Source organism: Mycolicibacterium pallens (genome assembly GCF_019456675.1).
GTDB lineage: Bacteria > Actinomycetota > Actinomycetes > Mycobacteriales > Mycobacteriaceae > Mycobacterium > Mycobacterium crocinum.
Genome location: NZ_CP080333.1, coordinates 4,992,590 through 5,010,766 on the forward strand (window position 1 = coordinate 4,992,590; position 18,177 = coordinate 5,010,766).

Below are 18,177 nucleotides of genomic sequence, written 5' to 3' on the forward strand. Positions count from 1 at the left end.
CGCGCCTCCCCCCTCGACCTGTGGGCGCCCCCCGACGTCAGACGGTAGAGGGTAGCGCCGTTCCCGTCTCCAGGGCGGCGATATCGCGGAATTCACCGAAGGCGAGGTCGAGTCGCTCGGCCATGATCGCCGCGCAGTTGGTGTAGTCATCGGGTCCGATCACCAACTGCCCCCATGCGGCCGCGGTGATCGCGCCCCACACCGACACGATCAGCGCCACCCGCCGGTCCATCGGGTCGGCACCCATCCGCGCCGCCACCGCGACGGCCAACGGTTGCAGTCGCGTCGCCGCAGCGGCTAGTCGCAGCGCGCTGGACGAGGAGATGACGTTGACCATCAGGACCAGCCGGTGCGTGGTCAACTCCGTGACCTCACCGGTCGGCACCCTGCGCAGGGCCTGGCTGTGCGCGCGGGCCAGCGCGGCGAGTGGGGCGACGTCCGCGCCGATCGTGGCGAGTTCGGCGACGGCGGCGTGAACCAGGTCGTCGAGCACGGTCATCATCACCGCGTCTTTGGTCGGGAAATATCGGCTGAACGTCCGCGGCGACACCTCGGCGGCGGCCGCGATCTGCTCGACGGTCGTATTGCCGTATCCGCGTTCGATGCACAGCTTCACAGCGGCATCGACCAGCATGGCGCGGGTACGTTGCTTCTTTCGTTCGCGCAGTCCCGGAGGTGGCTGCGCGATGACGTCGGCCAGGCCCCGATCCTAGTCGTTACGTGCCGATTTACGGCTTCGCGGCGGGCACCCGATAGCGAACGAAAATCGGGACCAGCGCGGCGGCGATCAGCACACCGACCACCACCAGCGCGCCACCACCGGCCGCCGCGATCGTCGTGCCGACCACTGCGGCGGCCGCGCCGTGCGCGGCGTCGGCCAGCCGGGGACCACCCGCGACCACGACGGTGAAGACGCCCTGCAGCCGGCCCCTCAAGTCGTCGGAGGCCACCTGCTGCAGGATCGTCGACCGGAACGCCGCCGACACCATGTCCGCCGCACCGCCAATCGCCAAGCAGGCCAACGCAATCCACAAGAACAGGCCGGTGTGGCCGTGCGCCAGCCCACCGGCCACGCCGAAGCCGACCATCGCCGCACCCCACACCACGATCGCGATCACCACGGCCAGGCCCTGACGCTGGATACGCGGGAACCACCCGGAGAACACCCCACCGGCCACCGCACCCACCGACATCGCGGCCGCCAGCAGCGCCATGGTGGTGCCGCCCTGGATCGGGCCGCCGAAACTCTCATGCGCCATCTGCGGGAACAGCGCCCGTGGCATGCCGGCGATCATCGCGATCAGGTCGACGACGAAGGACATCAGCACAACCTTGTTGCCCGACAGGAACCGGAAGCCTTCGACGACCGAGCGCAGCGCGTCGAATCCCATGCCCTTCCCACCGATGGCCGGCGGGATCGGCGCGAGCCGGCAGGCGACCCAGATCGGCACCAGGCAGGTGAGGGCGTCGAGCAGATAGAGCGTGGAGAGGTCGATCCAGCGCAGCATCACCCCGGCCATCAGCGGGCCGACGATCGCGCCGAACTGAAACACCGTGAAGTTCAGCGAGTTGGCCGCCGCCAGCTGGTCACCGGGGATCATCCGCGGGATCGCCGCCGAGCGAGTGGGGCTGTCGATGGCGTAGAACGCCTGCTGCACCGACAGCAGGCACAGCACCACCCACACATTGTTCAGCCCGAGCGCGGCCTGCAGCCACAGCAGCAGAGATGCCACCGCCAGGCCGCAGGAGGTGATGATCAGCAACACCCGCCGGTCCATGGCGTCGGCCCACGCTCCGCCGAGCAGGCCGAAAACCACGAGCGGCACCAGTGCGAACACTCCGGACAGCCCGACGTATGCCGAGCTCTGCGTGAGTGCGTACAGCTGGACGGGGACGGCGAAGATCGTGAGGTTGGCCCCGATGACCGTGACGATGCCGGCCACCCACAGCCGCCGGAAGTCCGGCGTTCTCAGCGGGGTGGTGTCGGCGAAGAGCCTTGCCACCTAGGGCTGCAACCGCTCGATCTGGCCGTCGCTGGTGACGCGAATCCTGTTGTGTACCCGGTTCTCTCGACCCTGCCAAAACTCGATGACCTCAGGCGCGATCCGGTAGCCGCCCCAATGCGGGGGTACGGGAACCTGCTCGGAGGCGGCGAAGCGTTCGGTGGCTTGAGCGAGCTGGCCGAGCAGCTCGGCGCGCGAGCCGATCGGGCGCGACTGCGCCGACGCCCACGCACCCAGTTGTGAGCCGCGCGGGCGCTTGGACCAGTACTCTTCGGTCTCCTGGGCGCTCACCTTGGTCACCGCGCCGCGGATGTGCACCTGCCGGCCCAGCGCGTACCAGGGGAACGTCACGGCGGCATACGGCGTTGCCGCCAGCTCGCTGCCCTTGGCGGAGTCGTAGTTGGTGTAGAAGGTGATTCCGGTCTCGTCCACGCTTTTGCACAACACCGTGCGGCTGACCGGTCTTCCCGCGTCTGATCCCGTGCCGATGGTGGCCAGCACCATGGCATTGGGCTCGGCGATGCCGGCCGCTTCGGCGTCGGCGATCCACCTGTGCAGCAACGCAAGCCAGCCGTCGGCGAGCCAGTCGACGTCGAGGTCGCTGCTGCCGTCCTTTTCGACCGAGCCGTACTCCACGCGCATCGCCGCGAGGCGATTCTCCCGGGGTGATTCCACGCACCAACGGTACGCCGCAAAGGTTCGGCCGCCTGTTACCGACCGATAGCGGCGACCCGACCGGCGAGTGGGAGAATCCACTCATGACGGTGGTACCCGACGACTTCGTGCCAGGCCTCGAAGGGGTGGTGGCCTTCACCACCGAAATCGCCGAGCCTGATAGGGACGGTGGCGCGCTGCGCTACCGCGGTGTCGACATTGAGGAACTGGTCGGCAACCGGGTGACATTCGGTGACGTCTGGGCGCTGCTCGTCGACGGCCGCTTCGGCAACGGGCTGCGGCCCGCCGAGCCGTTCCCGCTACCGATCCACACCGGTGATGTGCGCGTCGACGTCCAGGCCGGCCTGGCGATGTTGGCACCGATCTGGGGCTATGCACCGCTGCTGGACATCGACGGTGAAACCGCTCGCGACCACCTCGCCCGCGCGTCGGTGATGGCGCTGTCCTATGTTGCCCAGTCCGCCCGCGGCATCTACCGACCGGCGGTCCCGCAACGCGTGATCGACGAATGTTCCACCGTCACAGAACGTTTCATGACCCGCTGGCAGGGCGAGCCGGATCCGCGCCATGTCGAGGCGATCGACGCCTACTGGGTGTCGGCGGCCGAACACGGCATGAACGCCTCGACGTTCACCGCACGGGTGATCGCCTCGACCGGTGCGGACGTCGCGGCCGCGCTGTCCGGAGCGATCGGCGCGATGAGCGGCCCGCTGCACGGCGGTGCCCCCGCCCGGGTGCTGCCGATGATCGAGGAGGTCGAGCGCGCCGGTGACGCCCGCGCGGTCGTCAAGGGTGTGCTGGACCGCAAGGAAAAGCTGATGGGCTTCGGTCACCGGGTCTACCGGGCCGAAGACCCGAGGGCGCGGGTGCTGCGTGCCACCGCCAAGCGGCTGGCAGCGCCGCGCTACGAAGTGGCCGTGGCCCTCGAGCAGGCGGCGCTGGCCGAACTGCGCGAGCGCAGGCCGGATCGGGCCATCGAGACCAATGTCGAGTTCTGGGCCGCGGTGATCCTGGACTTCGCCCAGGTGCCGGCCAAGATGATGCCCGCGATGTTCACCTGCGGCCGTACCGCCGGCTGGTGTGCCCACATTCTCGAGCAGAAGCAGCTCGGCAAGTTGGTGCGGCCCTCGGCGATCTACGTCGGGCCCGCGCCGCGATCGCCGGAGGCGGTCGAGGGCTGGAACGAGATCGCACACTCTCCCGTATAGCCGGCCCAACTTGTCGGTCCCCGGTGGTTGCATCGGCGGCGTGGGTGATGAGTTCTGCCCGCCCGCGATGTCTACACCGGTGACGGCCCCGCCGGCCGTCTTCCACGACAGGAGGCTTCCCATGGCGATCGATGTACAGCCCGCAGTGACCCCGCACCTCGTCGTCGACGACGCACCCGCGGCGATCGACTTCTACGTCAAGGCGTTCGGCGCCACCGAGATCGGCCGGGTGCCCCGCCCCGACGGCAAGCTGATCCACGCCGCACTGCAGATCAACGGGGCGATGGTGATGCTCAATGACGACTTCCCCGAGATGTCCGACGGCAAGTCGATGACGCCGCCCGCGCTCGGCGGCACACCGGTGACGATCCATCTGACCGTCACCGACGTCGACGACAAGTTTCAGCGGGCGCTCGACGCCGGAGCGACGGTCGTGATGCCGCTCGAGGACCAGTTCTGGGGCGATCGGTACGGCGTGGTCCTGGATCCGTTCGGGCATCAGTGGTCGCTGGGCCAGCCGGTCCGCGAGGTCAGCTACGACGAGATCCAGCACGCGATGAGCCAGGCATAATGCAGGCGTGACGCAGGGTCGCCGCAAGATCCTTTACATCGACCTCGACAACACGATGGTCGACTTCGGCCATCGGATCGAGGGCCTCGATCCGGTCGTGGTGGATAAGTACCGCGGCCGGATGGACGAGGCGCCGGGCATCTTCGCGTTGATGCGCTCGATGCCCGGCGCAATCGAGGCTTTCACCGAACTGTCGACGCTGTTCGACACCTACCTGCTGTCGACCGCGCCGTGGCGCAACCCGTCGGGGTGGCAACACAAGATCGAATGGGTGCACGAACACCTTGGCGTCGAAGAGGATTCACCGGCATACAAGCGGCTCATCCTGACCCACCACAAGGACCTCAATCGCGGCGACTTCCTCGTCGACGATCGGCCCAACAATGGCGCCGAGCGGTTCGAGGGCGAGTGGGTCCACTTCGGTTCGGACCGGTTCCCCGATTGGGCAGCGGTGCTGAATTACTTGCGGGACAAGGCCTGACGGGCTAGAAGACAGCCTTCTGGACCTGATCCGGGCCGCTGATCTCACCCTCGGGCAGTGCGCCGAGTGCCTCGATGATGTCCTGGTCGGCGTTGTTCTTCTTGGCCAGGTCGACCAGCTGCTGCCGGTCGGCCGGATAGTCAGCGCCTGCGAGGGCCTTCTGGAGGCCAATGGGGTTGGGCACGTTGAGCTCCCTCCGTTTCGATTACGGACCCCGGGTAGCCACCGATCGCGCGGCGAAACGGCCCTAGCGCAACAACCCGGCGAGGATCCGTCTGGCCATCGGCGGCTCGGGCGCCGCGGCGGCCGCCGCAACCATGTCGGCCACGTCGGTGAACTTCACCCGCGCCCGTCCCTGCGCCTCGCCGCGGGCCATCTCGGCCGCGTCGATGGCACGCCACCCCCGCGCGTCGACCAAATCGGGCTGGCGGGAGCGAATCAGCTTGTCCAGCAACGATGGTCGCGCACCCGGATCAGTGAGCAGGCCGGCGTTGAAGTCGTCGACCAAGCTGGAGACGGTCTCCATCGAGCAGGACTTGTTGGTGCCGATGAATCCGGTCGGACCACGCTTGATCCACCCCGCCACGTACGCCCCGGTGACCGCATCGCCGGTGGCGGGATCGATGACCCGCCCGTCGGTGTTGGGGACGACGGCCGCGGCCTCGTCGAACGGCAAGCCGGCGATCGGCGCACCGCGATATCCGATCGACGTGAGCAGCAGGCCGGCATCGATCTGCAGTACCTCGTCGGTTCCGGTGCGCAGGAACTCCACGCCACCGACCCGGTCGGTGCCCAGCACGCGGTGCGGCGTGAGCCGATAGGCCAGCCGAATGCGGGGGCGGCCGGTGAGCTCGGCGGCCACCGGCAGCTTGGCCAGGATCTCGAGCTTGGCTTTGGCGAGGGCATCGGTCGCGGTGGCCAGATCTTGCTCGACAAGGTCGTGGTCACCGGCGTCGAGAACGACCTCGGCCGTCGACGTCAGGCCGATCAGCTCGGGCAGGGTGAAGGCCGAGTCGACGGGGCCGCGGCGCGCCGCAATGACCACCTCGCGCACCGCCGAGCCACGCAGCGCGGCCAGCGCGGCATCGGAGATGTCGGTGCGAGCCAGGTCGTCGGGGTCGGCGGTCAGGATCCGGGCGACATCGAGGGCCACGTTGCCGTTGCCGATCACCACGACGCGCTCGTGGCGCAGATCGACGTCCAGTCCGGCGAAGTCCGGGTGGCCGTTGATCCAGGCGACCGTCTCGGTAGCGGTCGCCGTGCCGGGCAGGTCCATGCCTGCGATGTCGAGCCTGCGGTCGTTGGGCGCACCGACGGTGTAGAGCACCGCGTGGTGGTGCTGCAGCAGCTCTTCGTGCGAGATATGCTGTCCCACTTCGACATTGAGGTAGAACGTGAAGCGCGGATGCTTGCTGATCCGATCGAAGAGCCGCGTTACGCCCTTGGTGTGCTGGTGATCGGGCGCGACACCGGCGCGAACCAGGCCGAACGGTGTGGGCAGCTTGTCGAAGACGTTGACCCGCACACCCTTCTGGGTCAGCAGCTCGTCGGCGGCATACATCCCCGCCGGGCCCGAGCCGACGACGGCCACCGTGAGGTCGGTCGCGCCGCGGTGCACCTGCGGTGCGGGCAACACCGGGGCGAGCTTGGACGTCGGCGGCAGCTTTACACCCGCCGGCCGTTCGGGATAGAACCCGGCGTTGAGTTCGATGAACGGCAGCTGCTTGTCGGTGAGTTTGCTGTCCGGCGCGATGGCACCGACCGGACAGGCGCTGACGCACGCCCCGCAGTCCACGCAGGCCACCGGATCGATGTAGAGCATCTCGGCGGTCGCGAAGCCCGGCTCGTCCGGGCTGGGATGGATGCAGTTGACCGGGCAGGCGTAGACGCAGGACCCGTCGCTACAGCACGACTGGGTGATGACGTGAGGCATCGAAAGACTCCAGCGCTCCTAGGCGGCGACCACGTGCTGGCGGGCCGGCTCGCTGCGGAAGCGGCTCGGCGCACCGTCGATCCGGCAGATCTTCCAGATCACCTTCGCCAGCGGGTTCATCAATCCGGTGTCGTGGCACAGCATCCGGACATCACCGAACATGTCCCGCAACATCTGTCGCGACGGGGCCGACTTGAAGAAGATGTCCTTGCGCACCGAGCGCGGGATGTCGAACTCTTTCCAGAACGCCTTGGGCGGCACGATGATCGCCGAGCACAGCACCCGCATCACCACCGGCACGGTGAGCGACAGCCAGAACCGCTTGCGACGCGGCAGGTGCGGCACGCGCTTACGCAGGTACTCGTGCGCGAACGAAATGTGTCGCGCCTCCTCGGCGACGTGGATGGCCATCACGCGCTCCATGATCGGGTGCAGCGTCTTGCCTTCGCGCAGAACGCTTTTCTGCGTGTGATCGATCGGCTCCTCGCCGGCGAGGATGCCGAACCAGAACGGGATCGGCAGCGGCCCCGCGACGAGCGGGATCAGCGGTTGGACCCACTTCAGCAGGCGCGGCATACCCGGCACATCGGCGCCGATGCGGTTGACCATCTCCTGGAACATCATCGTGTGGTTGCACTCTTCGACCGCCTCGTGCAGGCAGTACCGGTACTCCGGTGAACCGTTGGGCGTCCAGAAGGCGTACTCCATCAAGCCACGGATCAGGATCGACTCGAAGTGCAGCCCGACCTTGGCGACGTTGGCCTGACGCCACATGCCGATCTCGATCTGGCGCTCTGTGGACTGCGACTGATACCAGGGATGCTGGCCGATCGGGTCGGTCGCCGGCAGGATCCAGCGCTCGTCATTCGGCACCACGGCGAACTCGGGCGAATCCCAGTCGATGTCGGTGTAGGGGTTGAAATTGCGCCGCACCGACCCCTCCGACAGCGTGTTCAGCTTCTCGACATAGGCGATGTCGTCGTGGACGTCCATATTGCGGCGCCAGCGCCTGATCATCTTGGTTCTCGCCATGACAGTCTCCTCAACAGAGGTTTACATTGGGGCGGGGGATGTCCAAACGGTACCGCAGGTATCGCATACTTGTCCAGACCCGTGCACGGGTTTGCCGAACGCCTCGGTGTAATACCCGGTGGCGGGGACTCCTAGGCTTAAGGGCATGGCTGATCAGCTCGTGATTCCCGATTCCCTCAAGCCCGCCGACGGCCGCTTCGGTTGTGGGCCCTCGAAGGTGCGCCCCGAGCAGCTGCAGGCCCTGCAGGCGTCGGCCGCGTTGTTCGGCACCTCGCACCGGCAGGCGCCGGTGAAGAACCTGGTCGGCCGGGTTCGCGACGGCCTTCGCCAGTTCTTCTCGTTGCCGGACGGCTACGAGGTGATCCTGGGCAACGGCGGTGCGACCGCGTTCTGGGACGCCGCCGCATTCGGCCTGATCGAGAAGCGCTCGCTGCACCTCACCTACGGCGAGTTCTCCTCGAAGTTCGCCTCGGCTGCCACGGCCAACCCGTTCATCGATGACCCGATCGTCATCAAGGCCGACGCGGGCAGCGCTCCTGAGCCGCAATCCGATCCGTCGGTGGACGTCGTCGCCTGGGCGCACAACGAGACCTCGACCGGCGTCGCCGTGCCGGTCACCCGGCCCGACGGCGATGCCCTGGTCCTGATCGATGCCACGTCGGGCGCCGGTGGGCTGCCGGTCGACGTCAACGACGTCGACGCCTACTACTTCGCGCCGCAGAAGAACTTCGCCAGCGACGGTGGCCTGTGGCTGGCCGTGCTGTCCCCCGCCGCGCTGGCGCGCATCGAGGCCATCGCCGCCTCCGGCCGCTGGGTGCCCGACTTCCTGTCGCTGCCGATCGCGGTGGACAACAGCCTGAAGAACCAGACGTACAACACCCCGGCGATCGGCACGCTGGTGCTGATGGCCGAGCAGGTCGACTGGCTCAACGGCAACGGCGGGCTGGACTGGGCGGTCAAGCGCACGGCCGACTCGTCACAGCGGCTGTACTCCTGGGCCGAGGCGTCGTCCTACGCCACCCCGTTCGTCACCGACCCGGCGCTGCGCTCGCAGGTGGTCGGCACGATCGATTTCACCGACGAGGTGGACGCCGCGGCAGTGGCCAAGGTGCTCCGGGCCAACGGCATCGTCGACACCGAGCCCTACCGCAAGCTGGGCCGAAACCAGCTGCGTATCGCGATGTTCCCGGCGATCGAGCCCGACGACGTCTCCGCGCTGACGCAGTGCGTCGACTGGGTGGTCGAACGCCTCTGAGGTCTCCCGGCGTGTCCTAACCGTTATATTCCGCCGCCTGGGTTAAATTCCGGACGGAGAAGGAGGTCGACATGCGAGAACTCAGGGTGATCGGACTCGATGTCGACGGCAGGCACATCATTTGTGAAGGTCCCGACCCGGCCGACAAGTTCACCCTGCAGGTCGACGACCGACTGCGCGCCGCCGTACGCGGCGACCGGTCGCTGGGCCAGACCCTGAGGGACAAAGAGGTCAAAGGCGTGTTGCGGCCCAGGGATATTCAGGCGCGCATCCGTGCGGGTGCGTCCGTCGAGCAAGTTGCCGCGTCATCCGGCATGGACATCAGCAAGGTCGAACGCTTCGCCCACCCGGTGCTCCTGGAGCGCTCGCGGGCGGCGGAACTGGCCGGCGCCGCGCACCCGGTGCTGGCCGACGGGCCTGCGGTGACGACGCTGCTGGACACCGTGATCACCGCGCTGGTCGCGCGTGGCCACAACCCCGAAGCCACGGAGTGGGACGCCTGGCGCGGGGAAGACGGCCGCTGGGTCGTTCAGATGTCTTGGCAGGCCGGCCTGTCCGACAACGTCGCGCACTTCCGCTTCTCCCCCGGAGCCCACGGCGGCACCGTGTCGGCACTGGACGACGCCGCCAGCGAGCTGATCGATCCGAGCTTCGAGCGTCCGCTGCGGCCGGTGGCCGCGGTCGCGCAGCTGGAGTTCGAGGAGCAGCAGCCGCAACCGGCGCCCGCCCCGGTCGAGGAGAAGCCGGCACCAGCCCCGGCTCCGGCACCCGCGCCCGCACCGCGGGCCAAGCGCGCCAAGGCCAAGCCCGCCGTTCCCGGCTGGGAGGACGTACTGCTCGGGGTGCGTTCCAGCGGCGAGCGCTGACGCGCTAGTGACTGGCGACCATCGCCAGTAGGGTGATCCACCCGCCGGCGACACCGATGCCGGCGCCCAAGACGAACCAGCGTCGTACCGGTATGCGCCGCCAGCCCCACAGCGTGGGCGCCAATCCGCCGACCGCGATCAGGTTGAGCACGATCGCCACCAGCGGGTGCACCCGGATCATGCCCAGGCTGAGCACCACGATCGCGGCGCCGGTGATCGCGGCGACGAAAGCCGCCACCGTCAGGCCGGTCCCCCACGGCGTCGTCTCTTCGTTCACGGGTTGAACCTAACTCGCTCGTAGAACGCCAGCGCCGCGGCGGTCGCGACATTGAGCGAATCGGTGCCCCGCGACATCGGGATGCGGACCCGGACATCGCTGGCGCGCATCGCGGTCTCGGTCAACCCGGGGCCCTCCGCGCCGACCAGCACCGCGACCTTGTCTCCCGCCAGACCGGCCATCGCCTCGGCCAGGGTGTGCGCCGCCGGATCGGGCGTCATCGCCAGCAGCCGAAATCCACGGCGGCGAAGCTCGGTGAGGTCGGCCGGCCACTGCTGGGCGCGGGCGAACGGCACCAGCAGCGCATGGCCCATCGACACCCGCACCGCTCGCCGGTACAGCGGGTCGGCGCAGCCGGAGCCGAAGATCACCGCGTCCACCCCGAGGCCGGCGGCGTTGCGGAAGATCGAACCGAGGTTCTCGTGGTCGTTGACGCCTTCGAGCACCGCGACCGTGCGCGCACCGTCGAGCACGTCGGCCGGTGTCAGCTCCGGCGGGCGCCGGGCAGCGGCGAGCACTCCGCGGTTGAGATGGAAGCCGACCACCTCGGCCATCACCTCGGGCGTGGCGCGATAGAAGGGCGCGGCCACTTCGGTCAGGTCGTCGGCGAGTTCGGCGAGCCGACGGTCGGTGCCGAGGAACGCGTGCGGGGTGAACCGCGAGGCGATCATCCGCTGCGCGACCAACACGCCCTCGGCGATCACCAGTCCCTTGCCGCTGGGCAGGTCCGGTCTGCGGTCGACGCTATTGAGGTCGCGGAAATCGTCGACGCGCGGATCGGCCGGGTCGGTCACGTCGATGACGCGGTAGCTGTCTATCGCGCCAAAAGCGTTGTCGCTCAAGCGTCTTCGTCGACGAGCACGGTCATCAGGTCCGCGGCCCGCAGCAGGATGTCGCGATCGTCGCCGTTCAGGGTGGCCAGGCGCCCGCGCAACCATTCCTGGCTGGCCCGGCGCTCACTGTCGACCAGCGCGGCACCGGCGTCGGACACCGCGACCAACACCTGACGGCCGTCGGTCGGATGCGACGTGCGCACCACCAGACCAAGGTCCGCCAGTGACGCGATCACCCGCGTCATCGACGGCGGCCGAACACGTTCCCGCACGGCCAGCGCTCCCGGCGTCATCGCCCCGTCCTTGGCCAGAGTCGCCAGGGCGGACAACTGCGACAGCGTGATCGGCGACTCGGGGCGGCGGAAGCGCAACTGCCGCGCGAGTCGCATGACGGCCAATGACAAATCACTGGCCAGCCGCAGGTCACGGTCCAACACAATCGCAAACAGTACGACACAACAACGCCTGATCGCCGATGATCCAGCCGGTAGATGCACGCCGGGCCGCGCAGGCCATCAGTTAGGTTAAACGGCAATGCCTTCCGATCACCGCGAGCCGAGCCCCTCGCCGATGGCCGAACCCGAGCCGCCGGCGCTGCCCGCCGCGTTGCTCGACCCGTGGCCGGTGATCGTTGCGGGCGCCGTGCTGTGGGCACTGGCGACGATCGCCGCGTTCACGGTTCCGGCGTTGGAGTCCTGGCGCCCGATCGCGATCGCAGGGCTGGGCACGGGAGTGGTCGGCACGTCGATCTTCCTGTGGCAGCGCACCGCGGCTCGGCGCGGGGCGCGGGGTGCGCAGACCGGCCTCGAGCCGCGCGGACAGTAATCAGTCAACGACGAAGGAGAACCGATGGCAGCGCCGCTATTGCAAGCAGAGATCGAGATCAACGCTCCGGTCGCCAAGGTGTGGACCCTGATCTCCAACCTCGACAACATGCCCAAGTGGAGCCCGCAGTGCCGGCTGATGAAGCCACTGGGTCAGGTCAAGCCGGGCACCCGCACGTTCAACCTCAACCGGCGCAACAAGCTGTTCTGGCCGACGACGTCGACGATCACCGAGCTGATTCCGGAGCGCAAGCTGGCGTTCCGGGTCAACGCCAACAACACCGTCTGGAGCTATGAGCTCTCCCCGACCGAGACCGGCACGCGGGTCGTCGAGACCCGGCACGCCGAGAACGGCGTCAAGGCCGTCTCGACGATGACAGTCAACGCGGTGCTGGGCGGCGTACCGAGCTTCGAGAAGGAACTCGTCGACGGGATGAACACGTCGCTGGCGCGGATCAAGGCCGCCGCCGAAGGTTAGGCCTCTTCGACGGTCTCGGCGTCGTCGGCCGCCTCGGGGCTCTCCGGAGCCTCGGGGACCTCGGGAGCCTCCTCCGCCGGAGTCTCGGTCTCGATCGCCTGGGGTGTCTCGGGGGCCTCTTCCGCCGGGGCCTCAGTCGCGGCGACCTCGACGACGTCGAGCACACCGTCGTCGTACGGGTCGTACAGCGGCGATCCGCTACCCGGCGGCTGCGGGGTGTCCGAATGCGCACCACAGCCGTACTCGAAGTCGACGACATGGGCGTCGGCTGACATCTCGTTGCAGCACACCCCGAACATCGCGCCGAGGGCTCCGGCCAGCGGCACCATGAAGCCGCAGTCGCGGCACACCCGCTTGGTCGCGCGGGCCATCGGCGAGCCGGGGCCGTGGTCGCTGTCGTGCCAGCGCTGCGCGGTCTCGTCGCGGCCGAGCGCGCTGAGCACCTGGCGACGGCCGAAACCCACCTCATAGGCGGTGTCATCGATCAGCGGATCGCCGGTCGCGGTGTATCCAGGGGCCAGCCGGGGATCTTCCTTGGCGGGAGCCAGCAGATCACCGGGGCTCAGGTCGCCCGGTTGGATGCGCTCTTCCCACGGCACCCAGGCCGGAGCCAGCAGTGCCGTCGGGCCGGGCACCAGCACGACCTCGCTGACCGTCGCGTGATCAGCGCCCGGGTAGGCCGCCACCACCACCGCCCACTGCCAGCCCTGATAGCCGGGCATGTTCGCCAGGAAGCGGTGCGTCGCCGCGGTCTCGTCCTCGAAGCTGACGCCGAGGTATTCGCCCACCGTGTCGCCGCTGTGCTCGACGATGGCCTGGCGGGCCTGATCCACGGCGCCGGTCAGTACGGCGGCAACCGCATCCGACGGCGCGGCGGCGGGCGCCGGTGCCGTGGCTTCTGTCGCGTCGAGAGTGCTGTCCATCGTCACCAATCTTGCCTCACGGGCCGTGCGTGCAACCACACCGGCCACGTGCGCGCCCGGCATGCCGGGATAGGGGACAATCGTGACGTGTCTGAGAGCCGGCGTGACGAACCCCGCGCGAATCCGGCGTTCGGCCCGGATCGCCGGTACTCGGCCGGCGCATCCGGAGAACACCCGGGCATGGCCAACTACCCGAGCGATGGGGACGGTTACCGGCGCTCCGAGTCCCCCCACCGCTCGAATCCGACGCCCAGCTCCAACCGGTATCTGCCGCCGCTGGGCGAGCAGCGCACCGAGAACCTGGGCCCGCCGCCCGGGCCGCGAAGCGCCGACGAGCGGGCCACTCGCGGTCGTGGTGCCGCGATGCGCAGCCGCGAGATGGGCACCAAGGTGTACTCGATGGTGCAGCGCGCGGCCACGGCCGACGGCGCCGACAAGTCCGGCCTCACCGCGCTGACGTGGCCGGTGGTCGCCAACTTCGCAGTGGACTCGGCGATGGCCGTGGCATTGGCCAACACGCTGTTCTTCGCCGCCGCCTCCGGTGAGAGCAAGGGCAAGGTCGCGCTCTACCTGCTGATCACGATCGCGCCGTTCGCGGTGATCGCGCCGTTGATCGGGCCTGCCCTGGACCGCGTGCAGCACGGTAGGCGCGCCGCGCTGGCGATGTCGTTCATCCTGCGCGCCGCGCTGGCGTTCGTGCTGATCATGGATTACGACGGCGCCACCGGCAGCTATCCGTCGTGGGTGCTCTACCCCTGCGCGCTGGGAATGATGGTGCTGTCCAAGTCCTTCAGTGTGCTGCGCAGCGCGGTCACCCCCCGCGTGATGCCGCCGACGATCGACCTGGTCCGGGTGAATTCACGGCTCACTATGTTCGGATTGATCGGCGGCACGATCGTTGGCGGCGGTATCGCAGCCGGGGCCGAATACCTGCTCACCACACTGTTCGAACTGCCCGGTGCGCTGTTCGTCGTGGTGTTCGTCGCCGTGGCGGGCGCCTCGCTGTCGATGCGGATCCCGCGCTGGGTGGAGGTCACCGAGGGCGAGGTGCCGGCCACCTTGACCTACCACGGCGAGAACGGGCCGATGGGCTGGGTTGACGAGCCGGCCGCGAAGACCGGTGCGCGGCGACAACCCCTGGGCCGCAACATCATCACCTCGCTGTGGGGTAACTGCACGATCAAGGCGATGGTCGGGTTCCTGTTCCTGTACCCGGCGTTCGTGGCCAAGGCGCATCAGGCCAGCGGCTGGGTTCAGCTCGGCATGCTGGGCCTGCTCGGCGCCGCGGCCGGCATCGGCAACTTCGCGGGCAACTTCACCGCGGCACGAATGCGGTTGGGCCGGCCCGCGATGCTGGTCGTGCGGTGCACGATCGCGGTGACGGTGATGGCGTTGGTGGCCGCGGTCACCGGCAACCTGATCGTGGCGGCGGTGGCCACGCTGGTCACCTCGGCGGCGACCGCGATCGGCAAAGCGTCGTTGGACGCGTCGCTGCAGGACGACCTGCCCGAGGAGTCACGAGCCTCGGCGTTCGGCCGCTCGGAATCGGTGCTGCAACTGGCCTGGGTGATGGGCGGGGCGATTGGGGTGCTGGTCTACACCGAGCTGTGGGTCGGCTTCACCGCGATCAGCGCGCTACTGATCCTCGGTCTGGCCCAGACCATCGTCAGCTACCGCGGTAATTCACTGATCCCCGGCTTCGGTGGCAACCGCCCCGTGCTGGCCGAACCGGAGGGTGCATCGGCGGTGACCAACCGGTGAGCCGTTGGCTACGTTGGCTTTTGGTGGTCCTGGTCGTACTGGCGTCGGCCGGCGCAGGCGTCGGCGCCTGGGCTCTGACCCGCGACACAGGATCGGACCTGCCCGAGATCAGCGCCTACTCGCACGGCAAGGCCGTGCGAGTCGGGCCGTACGTGTACTGCAATGTGGTGAACCTCAACGACTGCCAGAACCCGCAGAATCAGGGCCAGCTGTCGGTCACCGAGCGCTATCCGGTCCAGTTGTCGGTGCCGACCTCGATCGGCCGCGCACCGTGGCGGCTGCTGCGCGTCTACGAGGACGAGCGCAATTCGACGACGACGATCTACCGGCCCAATACCGAACTGGCCGTGACGATTCCGACCGTGGACCCGCAGCGCGGCCGGCTGACCGGTGTGGTCGTGCAGCTGCTCACCCTGGTGCAGGACCAGAACGGCGAACTCAGCGACGCCCCGCACGCGGAGTGGTCGGTCCGCCTGGCCTGGCCCTAGCGACTACGCCCGCGGATGCCAGTCCCGGATGGCAGCCGCGAACTGTTCAGGCGCATCAGATTGCACGAAGTGGCCGGCGCCGTGCGTGATCACGGTCCGGTGGTCGGCGAAAGTCTGCTCCCAGCGCCGCAATTCGTTGCTCCTGAACGCGATGTCGGCGTCGCCCCAGATGATGAGCGCGGGCAGGTCCGCGATGGCAGGCAGGCCGGCCTCCACCTCGGCGAGAAACGCGCGGCTGGCGGTGAGCTCGCGAGGGAAGATCGCCGATGCGTCGCGGCGTGCCGGATTGTCCAGGGCCTTCTGATAGTGGCCCATCTCGGCGCGGCTGGGTTTGGCCAGCCGATGCCCCGCGGGAACCATCAGGTTGACGAACAAGTTGAACTGCCGGATCAGCAGTCGACCGATCGGGCCGCCCATCACGTGCGACATGATCTGGACGTGCGGGGCTTCCGTCGGCCAGGCCCACGTGTTGCCCAACACCAATCGTTCGAAGGCGTCCGGATGGTTCTCCACCACCGACAGCCCGATCGGGCCGCCCCAGTCGTGCACCACCAGCGTCACCCGGCGCAGCCCGAGAGCTTCCACGAACGCGCCGACGACCTTCGCGTGCTCGACGGGTAGATAGCCATATCCCGGCGCTGCCGTCGACAACCCGAATCCGGGATAATCGATTGCCACGCAACGGAATTTGTTTCGCAGCTCCTTGATGACATCGCGGTAGACGAATGACCAGGTCGGGTTGCCGTGCAGAAACAGCAGCGTCGGCCCCTCCCCTTCGTCGATGTAGTGGACGGTGTGACCATCGACATCGATGAACCGGCTCACGAACGGAAACAAGGCGTCGTCGACCCATCCGGGTCGCTGCGTCACCGTCATATCGATCCCTCCTCGGTGTCACTTGATATAATCAAGCAGACATTAACTTTGCAAGTGGAGCGCAATGAGTCGAGATTACGGTCAGTACTGCGGACTGGCCCGGGCCCTGGATGTGGTCGGCGACCGGTGGAATCTGCTGATCGTCCGCCAACTGCTGGTGGCGCCCGCCCGCTACCGCGATCTGCGCGACGGCCTGCCCGGCATCGCGACGAACCTGCTGACCGACCGACTCCGTGAGCTGGAGACCGCAGGCGTCGTCGAGCGGCGACTGGCCGAGGACACCAACGCAATCACCTACGCACTCACCGAATGGGGAGCGCAACTTCGCGAGCCGATCGAAGGGCTCATCCGGTGGTCGACACCGCTGATGATCCGCGGGGCACAGGGCGATGAGTTCCGCGCCGAATGGCTACTGCTGGCACTTCCCGCGCTGTTCACCGGCCGCAGGCCCACCCGGTCGGCCACCGTCGGAATCGACCTCGACGGCGAGATCATCCAGGCCCACGCCAACCGCTCGGGAGTCGACGTGAGCCTGCCCGACGGACGCACCTTCGATGCCGTCCTCAAGACCGAGGCGTCGATCGTTCTCGGGCTGGCGACGGGGCTGTTGACCCTCGATGACGTTGCGGCACAGGTCGATATCGACGGCGACCGGGCCGCCATGGAGACGGTCTTCGCGCGCTAACCCGCGCCGTGCCCGGCAGGCACCCGCTCACCCTCTCGGGTCGGGCCCGGCGGCGTTCCGTCGCCAAACGGTCTGCCGCCCAAGGCTTCCCGGCCATGCGGTGTCAGCCAGTTCGACAGGTCTGGCCCCTTCGGCACGATCCCGGTGGGATTGATGTCGGAATGCACGATGTAGTAGTGCTGCTTGATCTGGACGAAGTCGCATGTGTCACCGAATCCCGGTGTCTGGAACAGATCTCGGGCGTAGGCCCACAGCACCGGCAGTTCGGCGAGCTTCGACCGGTTGCACTTGAAGTGGCCGTGGTAGACGGGATCGAAGCGGGCCAACGTGGTGAACAGCCGGACGTCCGCCTCAGTGATGGTGTCCCCCACCAGATATCGCTGATCGGCCAGCCGCTCGGACAGCCAGTCCAACGCGGTGAACAACCGGTCGTAGGCCCTGTTGTAGGACTCCTGCGAACCGGCGAACCCGCAGCGGTACACGCCGTTGTTCACCTCGGTGTAAATGCGTTGCGCCACTTCGTCGATCTCGTCGCGCAGCGGCTCGGGGTACAACTGCGGCGCGCCCTCGCGGTGGTAGGCCGTCCATTCGGTGGAGAAGTCCAGCGTGATCTGCGCGAAGTCGTTGGTGACCACCTGACCCGTCGCGACTTCGACGATCGCCGGGACCGTGATGCCTTTGGGGTAGTCCGGGAACCGGGCGAAGTAGGCGTCCTGAAGGCGCGGAATCTTCAGCACCGGGTCCACACCACCGGGATCGAGATCGAAGGTCCAGCTGCGCTCGTCGTGCGTCGGCCCGCAGAACCCGATGGACAGCACGTCCTCCAGGCCGAGCAGCCGGCGCACGATGATCGTCCGGTTCGCCCACGGGCAGGCCCGCGCGACGATCAGCCGGTACCGGCCGGCCTCGACCGGATAGCCGTCAGCACCGTCGGCGGTGATCCGGGTGGTGATGTAGTTGGTATCGCGATTGAACTCGCCGCCTCCGGCGACATAGGCACCCACGACT

22 protein-coding genes are annotated in these 18,177 nt (G+C 68.1%); 10 read left to right on the plus strand and 12 right to left on the minus strand.

Annotated elements, in window-relative coordinates; translation table 11 throughout:
• Positions 1-37: 37 nt before the first annotated feature.
• From K0O64_RS24280 to pdxH, 3 genes are all read right to left on the minus strand, one after another.
• Complete coding sequence (locus K0O64_RS24280) at positions 38-634, minus strand: TetR/AcrR family transcriptional regulator (RefSeq protein WP_220045822.1); 597 nt, start codon at positions 632-634, stop codon at positions 38-40.
• A gap of 94 nt (positions 635-728) precedes the next feature.
• On the minus strand, positions 729-2,003 hold the full coding sequence (locus K0O64_RS24285; RefSeq protein WP_071949285.1) for an MFS transporter: 1,275 nt from the start codon (positions 2,001-2,003) through the stop codon (positions 729-731).
• Positions 2,004-2,645, minus strand: a complete 642-nt coding sequence (pdxH, locus tag K0O64_RS24290; RefSeq protein WP_071949284.1) for a pyridoxamine 5'-phosphate oxidase — start codon at positions 2,643-2,645, stop codon at positions 2,004-2,006.
• A gap of 116 nt (positions 2,646-2,761) precedes the next feature.
• Here pdxH and K0O64_RS24295 point away from each other — a divergent pair, with 116 nt between their 5' ends.
• From K0O64_RS24295 to K0O64_RS24305, 3 genes are all read left to right on the plus strand, one after another.
• The gene (locus K0O64_RS24295; protein WP_071950315.1) at positions 2,762-3,886 is read left to right on the plus strand and encodes a citrate synthase 2; all 1,125 of its coding nucleotides are present in this window, start codon (positions 2,762-2,764) and stop codon (positions 3,884-3,886) included.
• 121 nt (positions 3,887-4,007) lie between these two features.
• Positions 4,008-4,457 (plus strand): VOC family protein, encoded by a 450-nt coding sequence (locus tag K0O64_RS24300; RefSeq protein ID WP_071949283.1) that lies wholly within the window; start codon positions 4,008-4,010, stop codon positions 4,455-4,457.
• Positions 4,458-4,464: 7 nt separating this feature from the next.
• Positions 4,465-4,938, plus strand: a complete 474-nt coding sequence (locus K0O64_RS24305; protein ID WP_225933536.1) for a 5' nucleotidase, NT5C type — start codon at positions 4,465-4,467, stop codon at positions 4,936-4,938.
• A gap of 4 nt (positions 4,939-4,942) precedes the next feature.
• On the opposite strand, the gene K0O64_RS24310 is transcribed toward K0O64_RS24305, so the two are convergent.
• The 3 genes from K0O64_RS24310 to K0O64_RS24320 form a co-directional block, all read right to left on the minus strand.
• On the minus strand, positions 4,943-5,122 hold the full coding sequence (locus K0O64_RS24310) for a DUF2795 domain-containing protein (RefSeq protein ID WP_071949282.1): 180 nt from the start codon (positions 5,120-5,122) through the stop codon (positions 4,943-4,945).
• Between the two features lie 63 nt (positions 5,123-5,185).
• Complete coding sequence (locus K0O64_RS24315; RefSeq protein ID WP_096312243.1) at positions 5,186-6,871, minus strand: FAD-dependent oxidoreductase; 1,686 nt, start codon at positions 6,869-6,871, stop codon at positions 5,186-5,188.
• Positions 6,872-6,889: 18 nt separating this feature from the next.
• Positions 6,890-7,903: an AurF N-oxygenase family protein gene (locus tag K0O64_RS24320; protein WP_096312244.1), complete on the minus strand. Its 1,014-nt coding sequence runs from the start codon at positions 7,901-7,903 to the stop codon at positions 6,890-6,892.
• A 145-nt stretch (positions 7,904-8,048) separates the two neighbouring features.
• Between K0O64_RS24320 and serC the strand changes: the two genes are divergently transcribed.
• Both serC and sepH read left to right on the plus strand, forming a co-directional pair.
• Complete coding sequence (gene serC, locus K0O64_RS24325; protein WP_096312245.1) at positions 8,049-9,158, plus strand: phosphoserine transaminase; 1,110 nt, start codon at positions 8,049-8,051, stop codon at positions 9,156-9,158.
• Between the two features lie 71 nt (positions 9,159-9,229).
• Positions 9,230-10,024: a septation protein SepH gene (sepH, locus tag K0O64_RS24330; RefSeq protein WP_096312246.1), complete on the plus strand. Its 795-nt coding sequence runs from the start codon at positions 9,230-9,232 to the stop codon at positions 10,022-10,024.
• A 4-nt stretch (positions 10,025-10,028) separates the two neighbouring features.
• On the opposite strand, the gene K0O64_RS24335 is transcribed toward sepH, so the two are convergent.
• Genes K0O64_RS24335 through K0O64_RS24345 form a run of 3 tightly spaced genes read right to left on the minus strand, consistent with a single transcriptional unit; the run spans position 10,029 to position 11,571 of the window.
• Positions 10,029-10,301: a DUF2537 domain-containing protein gene (locus tag K0O64_RS24335; protein ID WP_096312247.1), complete on the minus strand. Its 273-nt coding sequence runs from the start codon at positions 10,299-10,301 to the stop codon at positions 10,029-10,031.
• On the minus strand, positions 10,298-11,143 hold the full coding sequence (locus tag K0O64_RS24340; protein WP_164520138.1) for a TrmH family RNA methyltransferase: 846 nt from the start codon (positions 11,141-11,143) through the stop codon (positions 10,298-10,300). The genes K0O64_RS24335 and K0O64_RS24340 overlap by 4 nt, the downstream gene beginning before the upstream one ends.
• On the minus strand, positions 11,140-11,571 hold the full coding sequence (locus K0O64_RS24345; RefSeq protein ID WP_096312248.1) for an Rv0880 family HTH-type transcriptional regulator: 432 nt from the start codon (positions 11,569-11,571) through the stop codon (positions 11,140-11,142). Before K0O64_RS24345 ends, K0O64_RS24340 begins: the two co-directional genes overlap by 4 nt.
• A 97-nt stretch (positions 11,572-11,668) precedes the next feature.
• Between K0O64_RS24345 and K0O64_RS24350 the strand changes: the two genes are divergently transcribed.
• On the plus strand, positions 11,669-11,959 hold the full coding sequence (locus K0O64_RS24350) for a DUF2530 domain-containing protein (protein WP_225933537.1): 291 nt from the start codon (positions 11,669-11,671) through the stop codon (positions 11,957-11,959).
• A 24-nt stretch (positions 11,960-11,983) separates the two neighbouring features.
• Entirely contained in the window at positions 11,984-12,436 is a 453-nt protein-coding gene (locus tag K0O64_RS24355; protein WP_071949270.1) for an SRPBCC family protein, read from the plus strand.
• Here the strand turns inward: K0O64_RS24355 and K0O64_RS24360 are convergent.
• A complete protein-coding gene (locus K0O64_RS24360) occupies positions 12,433-13,368 on the minus strand; it encodes a DUF3027 domain-containing protein (protein WP_425574846.1) in 936 nt (311 codons plus the stop codon). The genes K0O64_RS24355 and K0O64_RS24360 overlap by 4 nt on opposite strands.
• Before the next feature lie 171 nt (positions 13,369-13,539).
• Between K0O64_RS24360 and K0O64_RS24365 the strand changes: the two genes are divergently transcribed.
• The gene (locus K0O64_RS24365; RefSeq protein ID WP_096312249.1) at positions 13,540-15,120 is read left to right on the plus strand and encodes an MFS transporter; all 1,581 of its coding nucleotides are present in this window, start codon (positions 13,540-13,542) and stop codon (positions 15,118-15,120) included.
• Complete coding sequence (locus K0O64_RS24370; protein WP_096312250.1) at positions 15,117-15,608, plus strand: DUF2771 domain-containing protein; 492 nt, start codon at positions 15,117-15,119, stop codon at positions 15,606-15,608. The genes K0O64_RS24365 and K0O64_RS24370 overlap by 4 nt, the downstream gene beginning before the upstream one ends.
• A gap of 3 nt (positions 15,609-15,611) precedes the next feature.
• On the opposite strand, the gene K0O64_RS24375 is transcribed toward K0O64_RS24370, so the two are convergent.
• Positions 15,612-16,484 (minus strand): alpha/beta fold hydrolase, encoded by an 873-nt coding sequence (locus tag K0O64_RS24375; protein WP_096312251.1) that lies wholly within the window; start codon positions 16,482-16,484, stop codon positions 15,612-15,614.
• A gap of 64 nt (positions 16,485-16,548) precedes the next feature.
• On the opposite strand from K0O64_RS24375, the gene K0O64_RS24380 reads away from it, so the two are divergent.
• Positions 16,549-17,169: a winged helix-turn-helix transcriptional regulator gene (locus tag K0O64_RS24380; protein WP_096312252.1), complete on the plus strand. Its 621-nt coding sequence runs from the start codon at positions 16,549-16,551 to the stop codon at positions 17,167-17,169.
• On the opposite strand, the gene K0O64_RS24385 is transcribed toward K0O64_RS24380, so the two are convergent.
• Positions 17,166-18,173: a glutathione S-transferase family protein gene (locus K0O64_RS24385; protein WP_071949264.1), complete on the minus strand. Its 1,008-nt coding sequence runs from the start codon at positions 18,171-18,173 to the stop codon at positions 17,166-17,168. The two genes, K0O64_RS24380 and K0O64_RS24385, sit on opposite strands and share 4 nt — an antisense overlap.
• Positions 18,174-18,177 lie beyond the last annotated feature (4 nt).

Excerpts from the sequence above, each read along its gene's own strand:
- K0O64_RS24375 (WP_096312251.1), bottom strand. The coding sequence starts at position 16,484 with ATGACGGTGACGCAGCGACCCGGATGGGTCGACGACGCCTTGTTTCCG.
- K0O64_RS24320 (WP_096312244.1), bottom strand. The coding sequence starts at position 7,903 with ATGGCGAGAACCAAGATGATCAGGCGCTGGCGCCGCAATATGGACGTC.
- K0O64_RS24350 (WP_225933537.1), top strand. The coding sequence starts at position 11,669 with ATGCCTTCCGATCACCGCGAGCCGAGCCCCTCGCCGATGGCCGAACCC.
- K0O64_RS24295 (WP_071950315.1), top strand. The coding sequence starts at position 2,762 with ATGACGGTGGTACCCGACGACTTCGTGCCAGGCCTCGAAGGGGTGGTG.
- K0O64_RS24355 (WP_071949270.1), top strand. The coding sequence starts at position 11,984 with ATGGCAGCGCCGCTATTGCAAGCAGAGATCGAGATCAACGCTCCGGTC.
- K0O64_RS24300 (WP_071949283.1), top strand. The coding sequence starts at position 4,008 with ATGGCGATCGATGTACAGCCCGCAGTGACCCCGCACCTCGTCGTCGAC.
- K0O64_RS24380 (WP_096312252.1), top strand. The coding sequence starts at position 16,549 with ATGAGTCGAGATTACGGTCAGTACTGCGGACTGGCCCGGGCCCTGGAT.
- K0O64_RS24280 (WP_220045822.1), bottom strand. The coding sequence starts at position 634 with ATGCTGGTCGATGCCGCTGTGAAGCTGTGCATCGAACGCGGATACGGC.
- K0O64_RS24315 (WP_096312243.1), bottom strand. The coding sequence starts at position 6,871 with ATGCCTCACGTCATCACCCAGTCGTGCTGTAGCGACGGGTCCTGCGTC.
- pdxH (WP_071949284.1), bottom strand. The coding sequence starts at position 2,645 with ATGCGCGTGGAGTACGGCTCGGTCGAAAAGGACGGCAGCAGCGACCTC.
- K0O64_RS24365 (WP_096312249.1), top strand. The coding sequence starts at position 13,540 with ATGGCCAACTACCCGAGCGATGGGGACGGTTACCGGCGCTCCGAGTCC.
- serC (WP_096312245.1), top strand. The coding sequence starts at position 8,049 with ATGGCTGATCAGCTCGTGATTCCCGATTCCCTCAAGCCCGCCGACGGC.
- sepH (WP_096312246.1), top strand. The coding sequence starts at position 9,230 with ATGCGAGAACTCAGGGTGATCGGACTCGATGTCGACGGCAGGCACATC.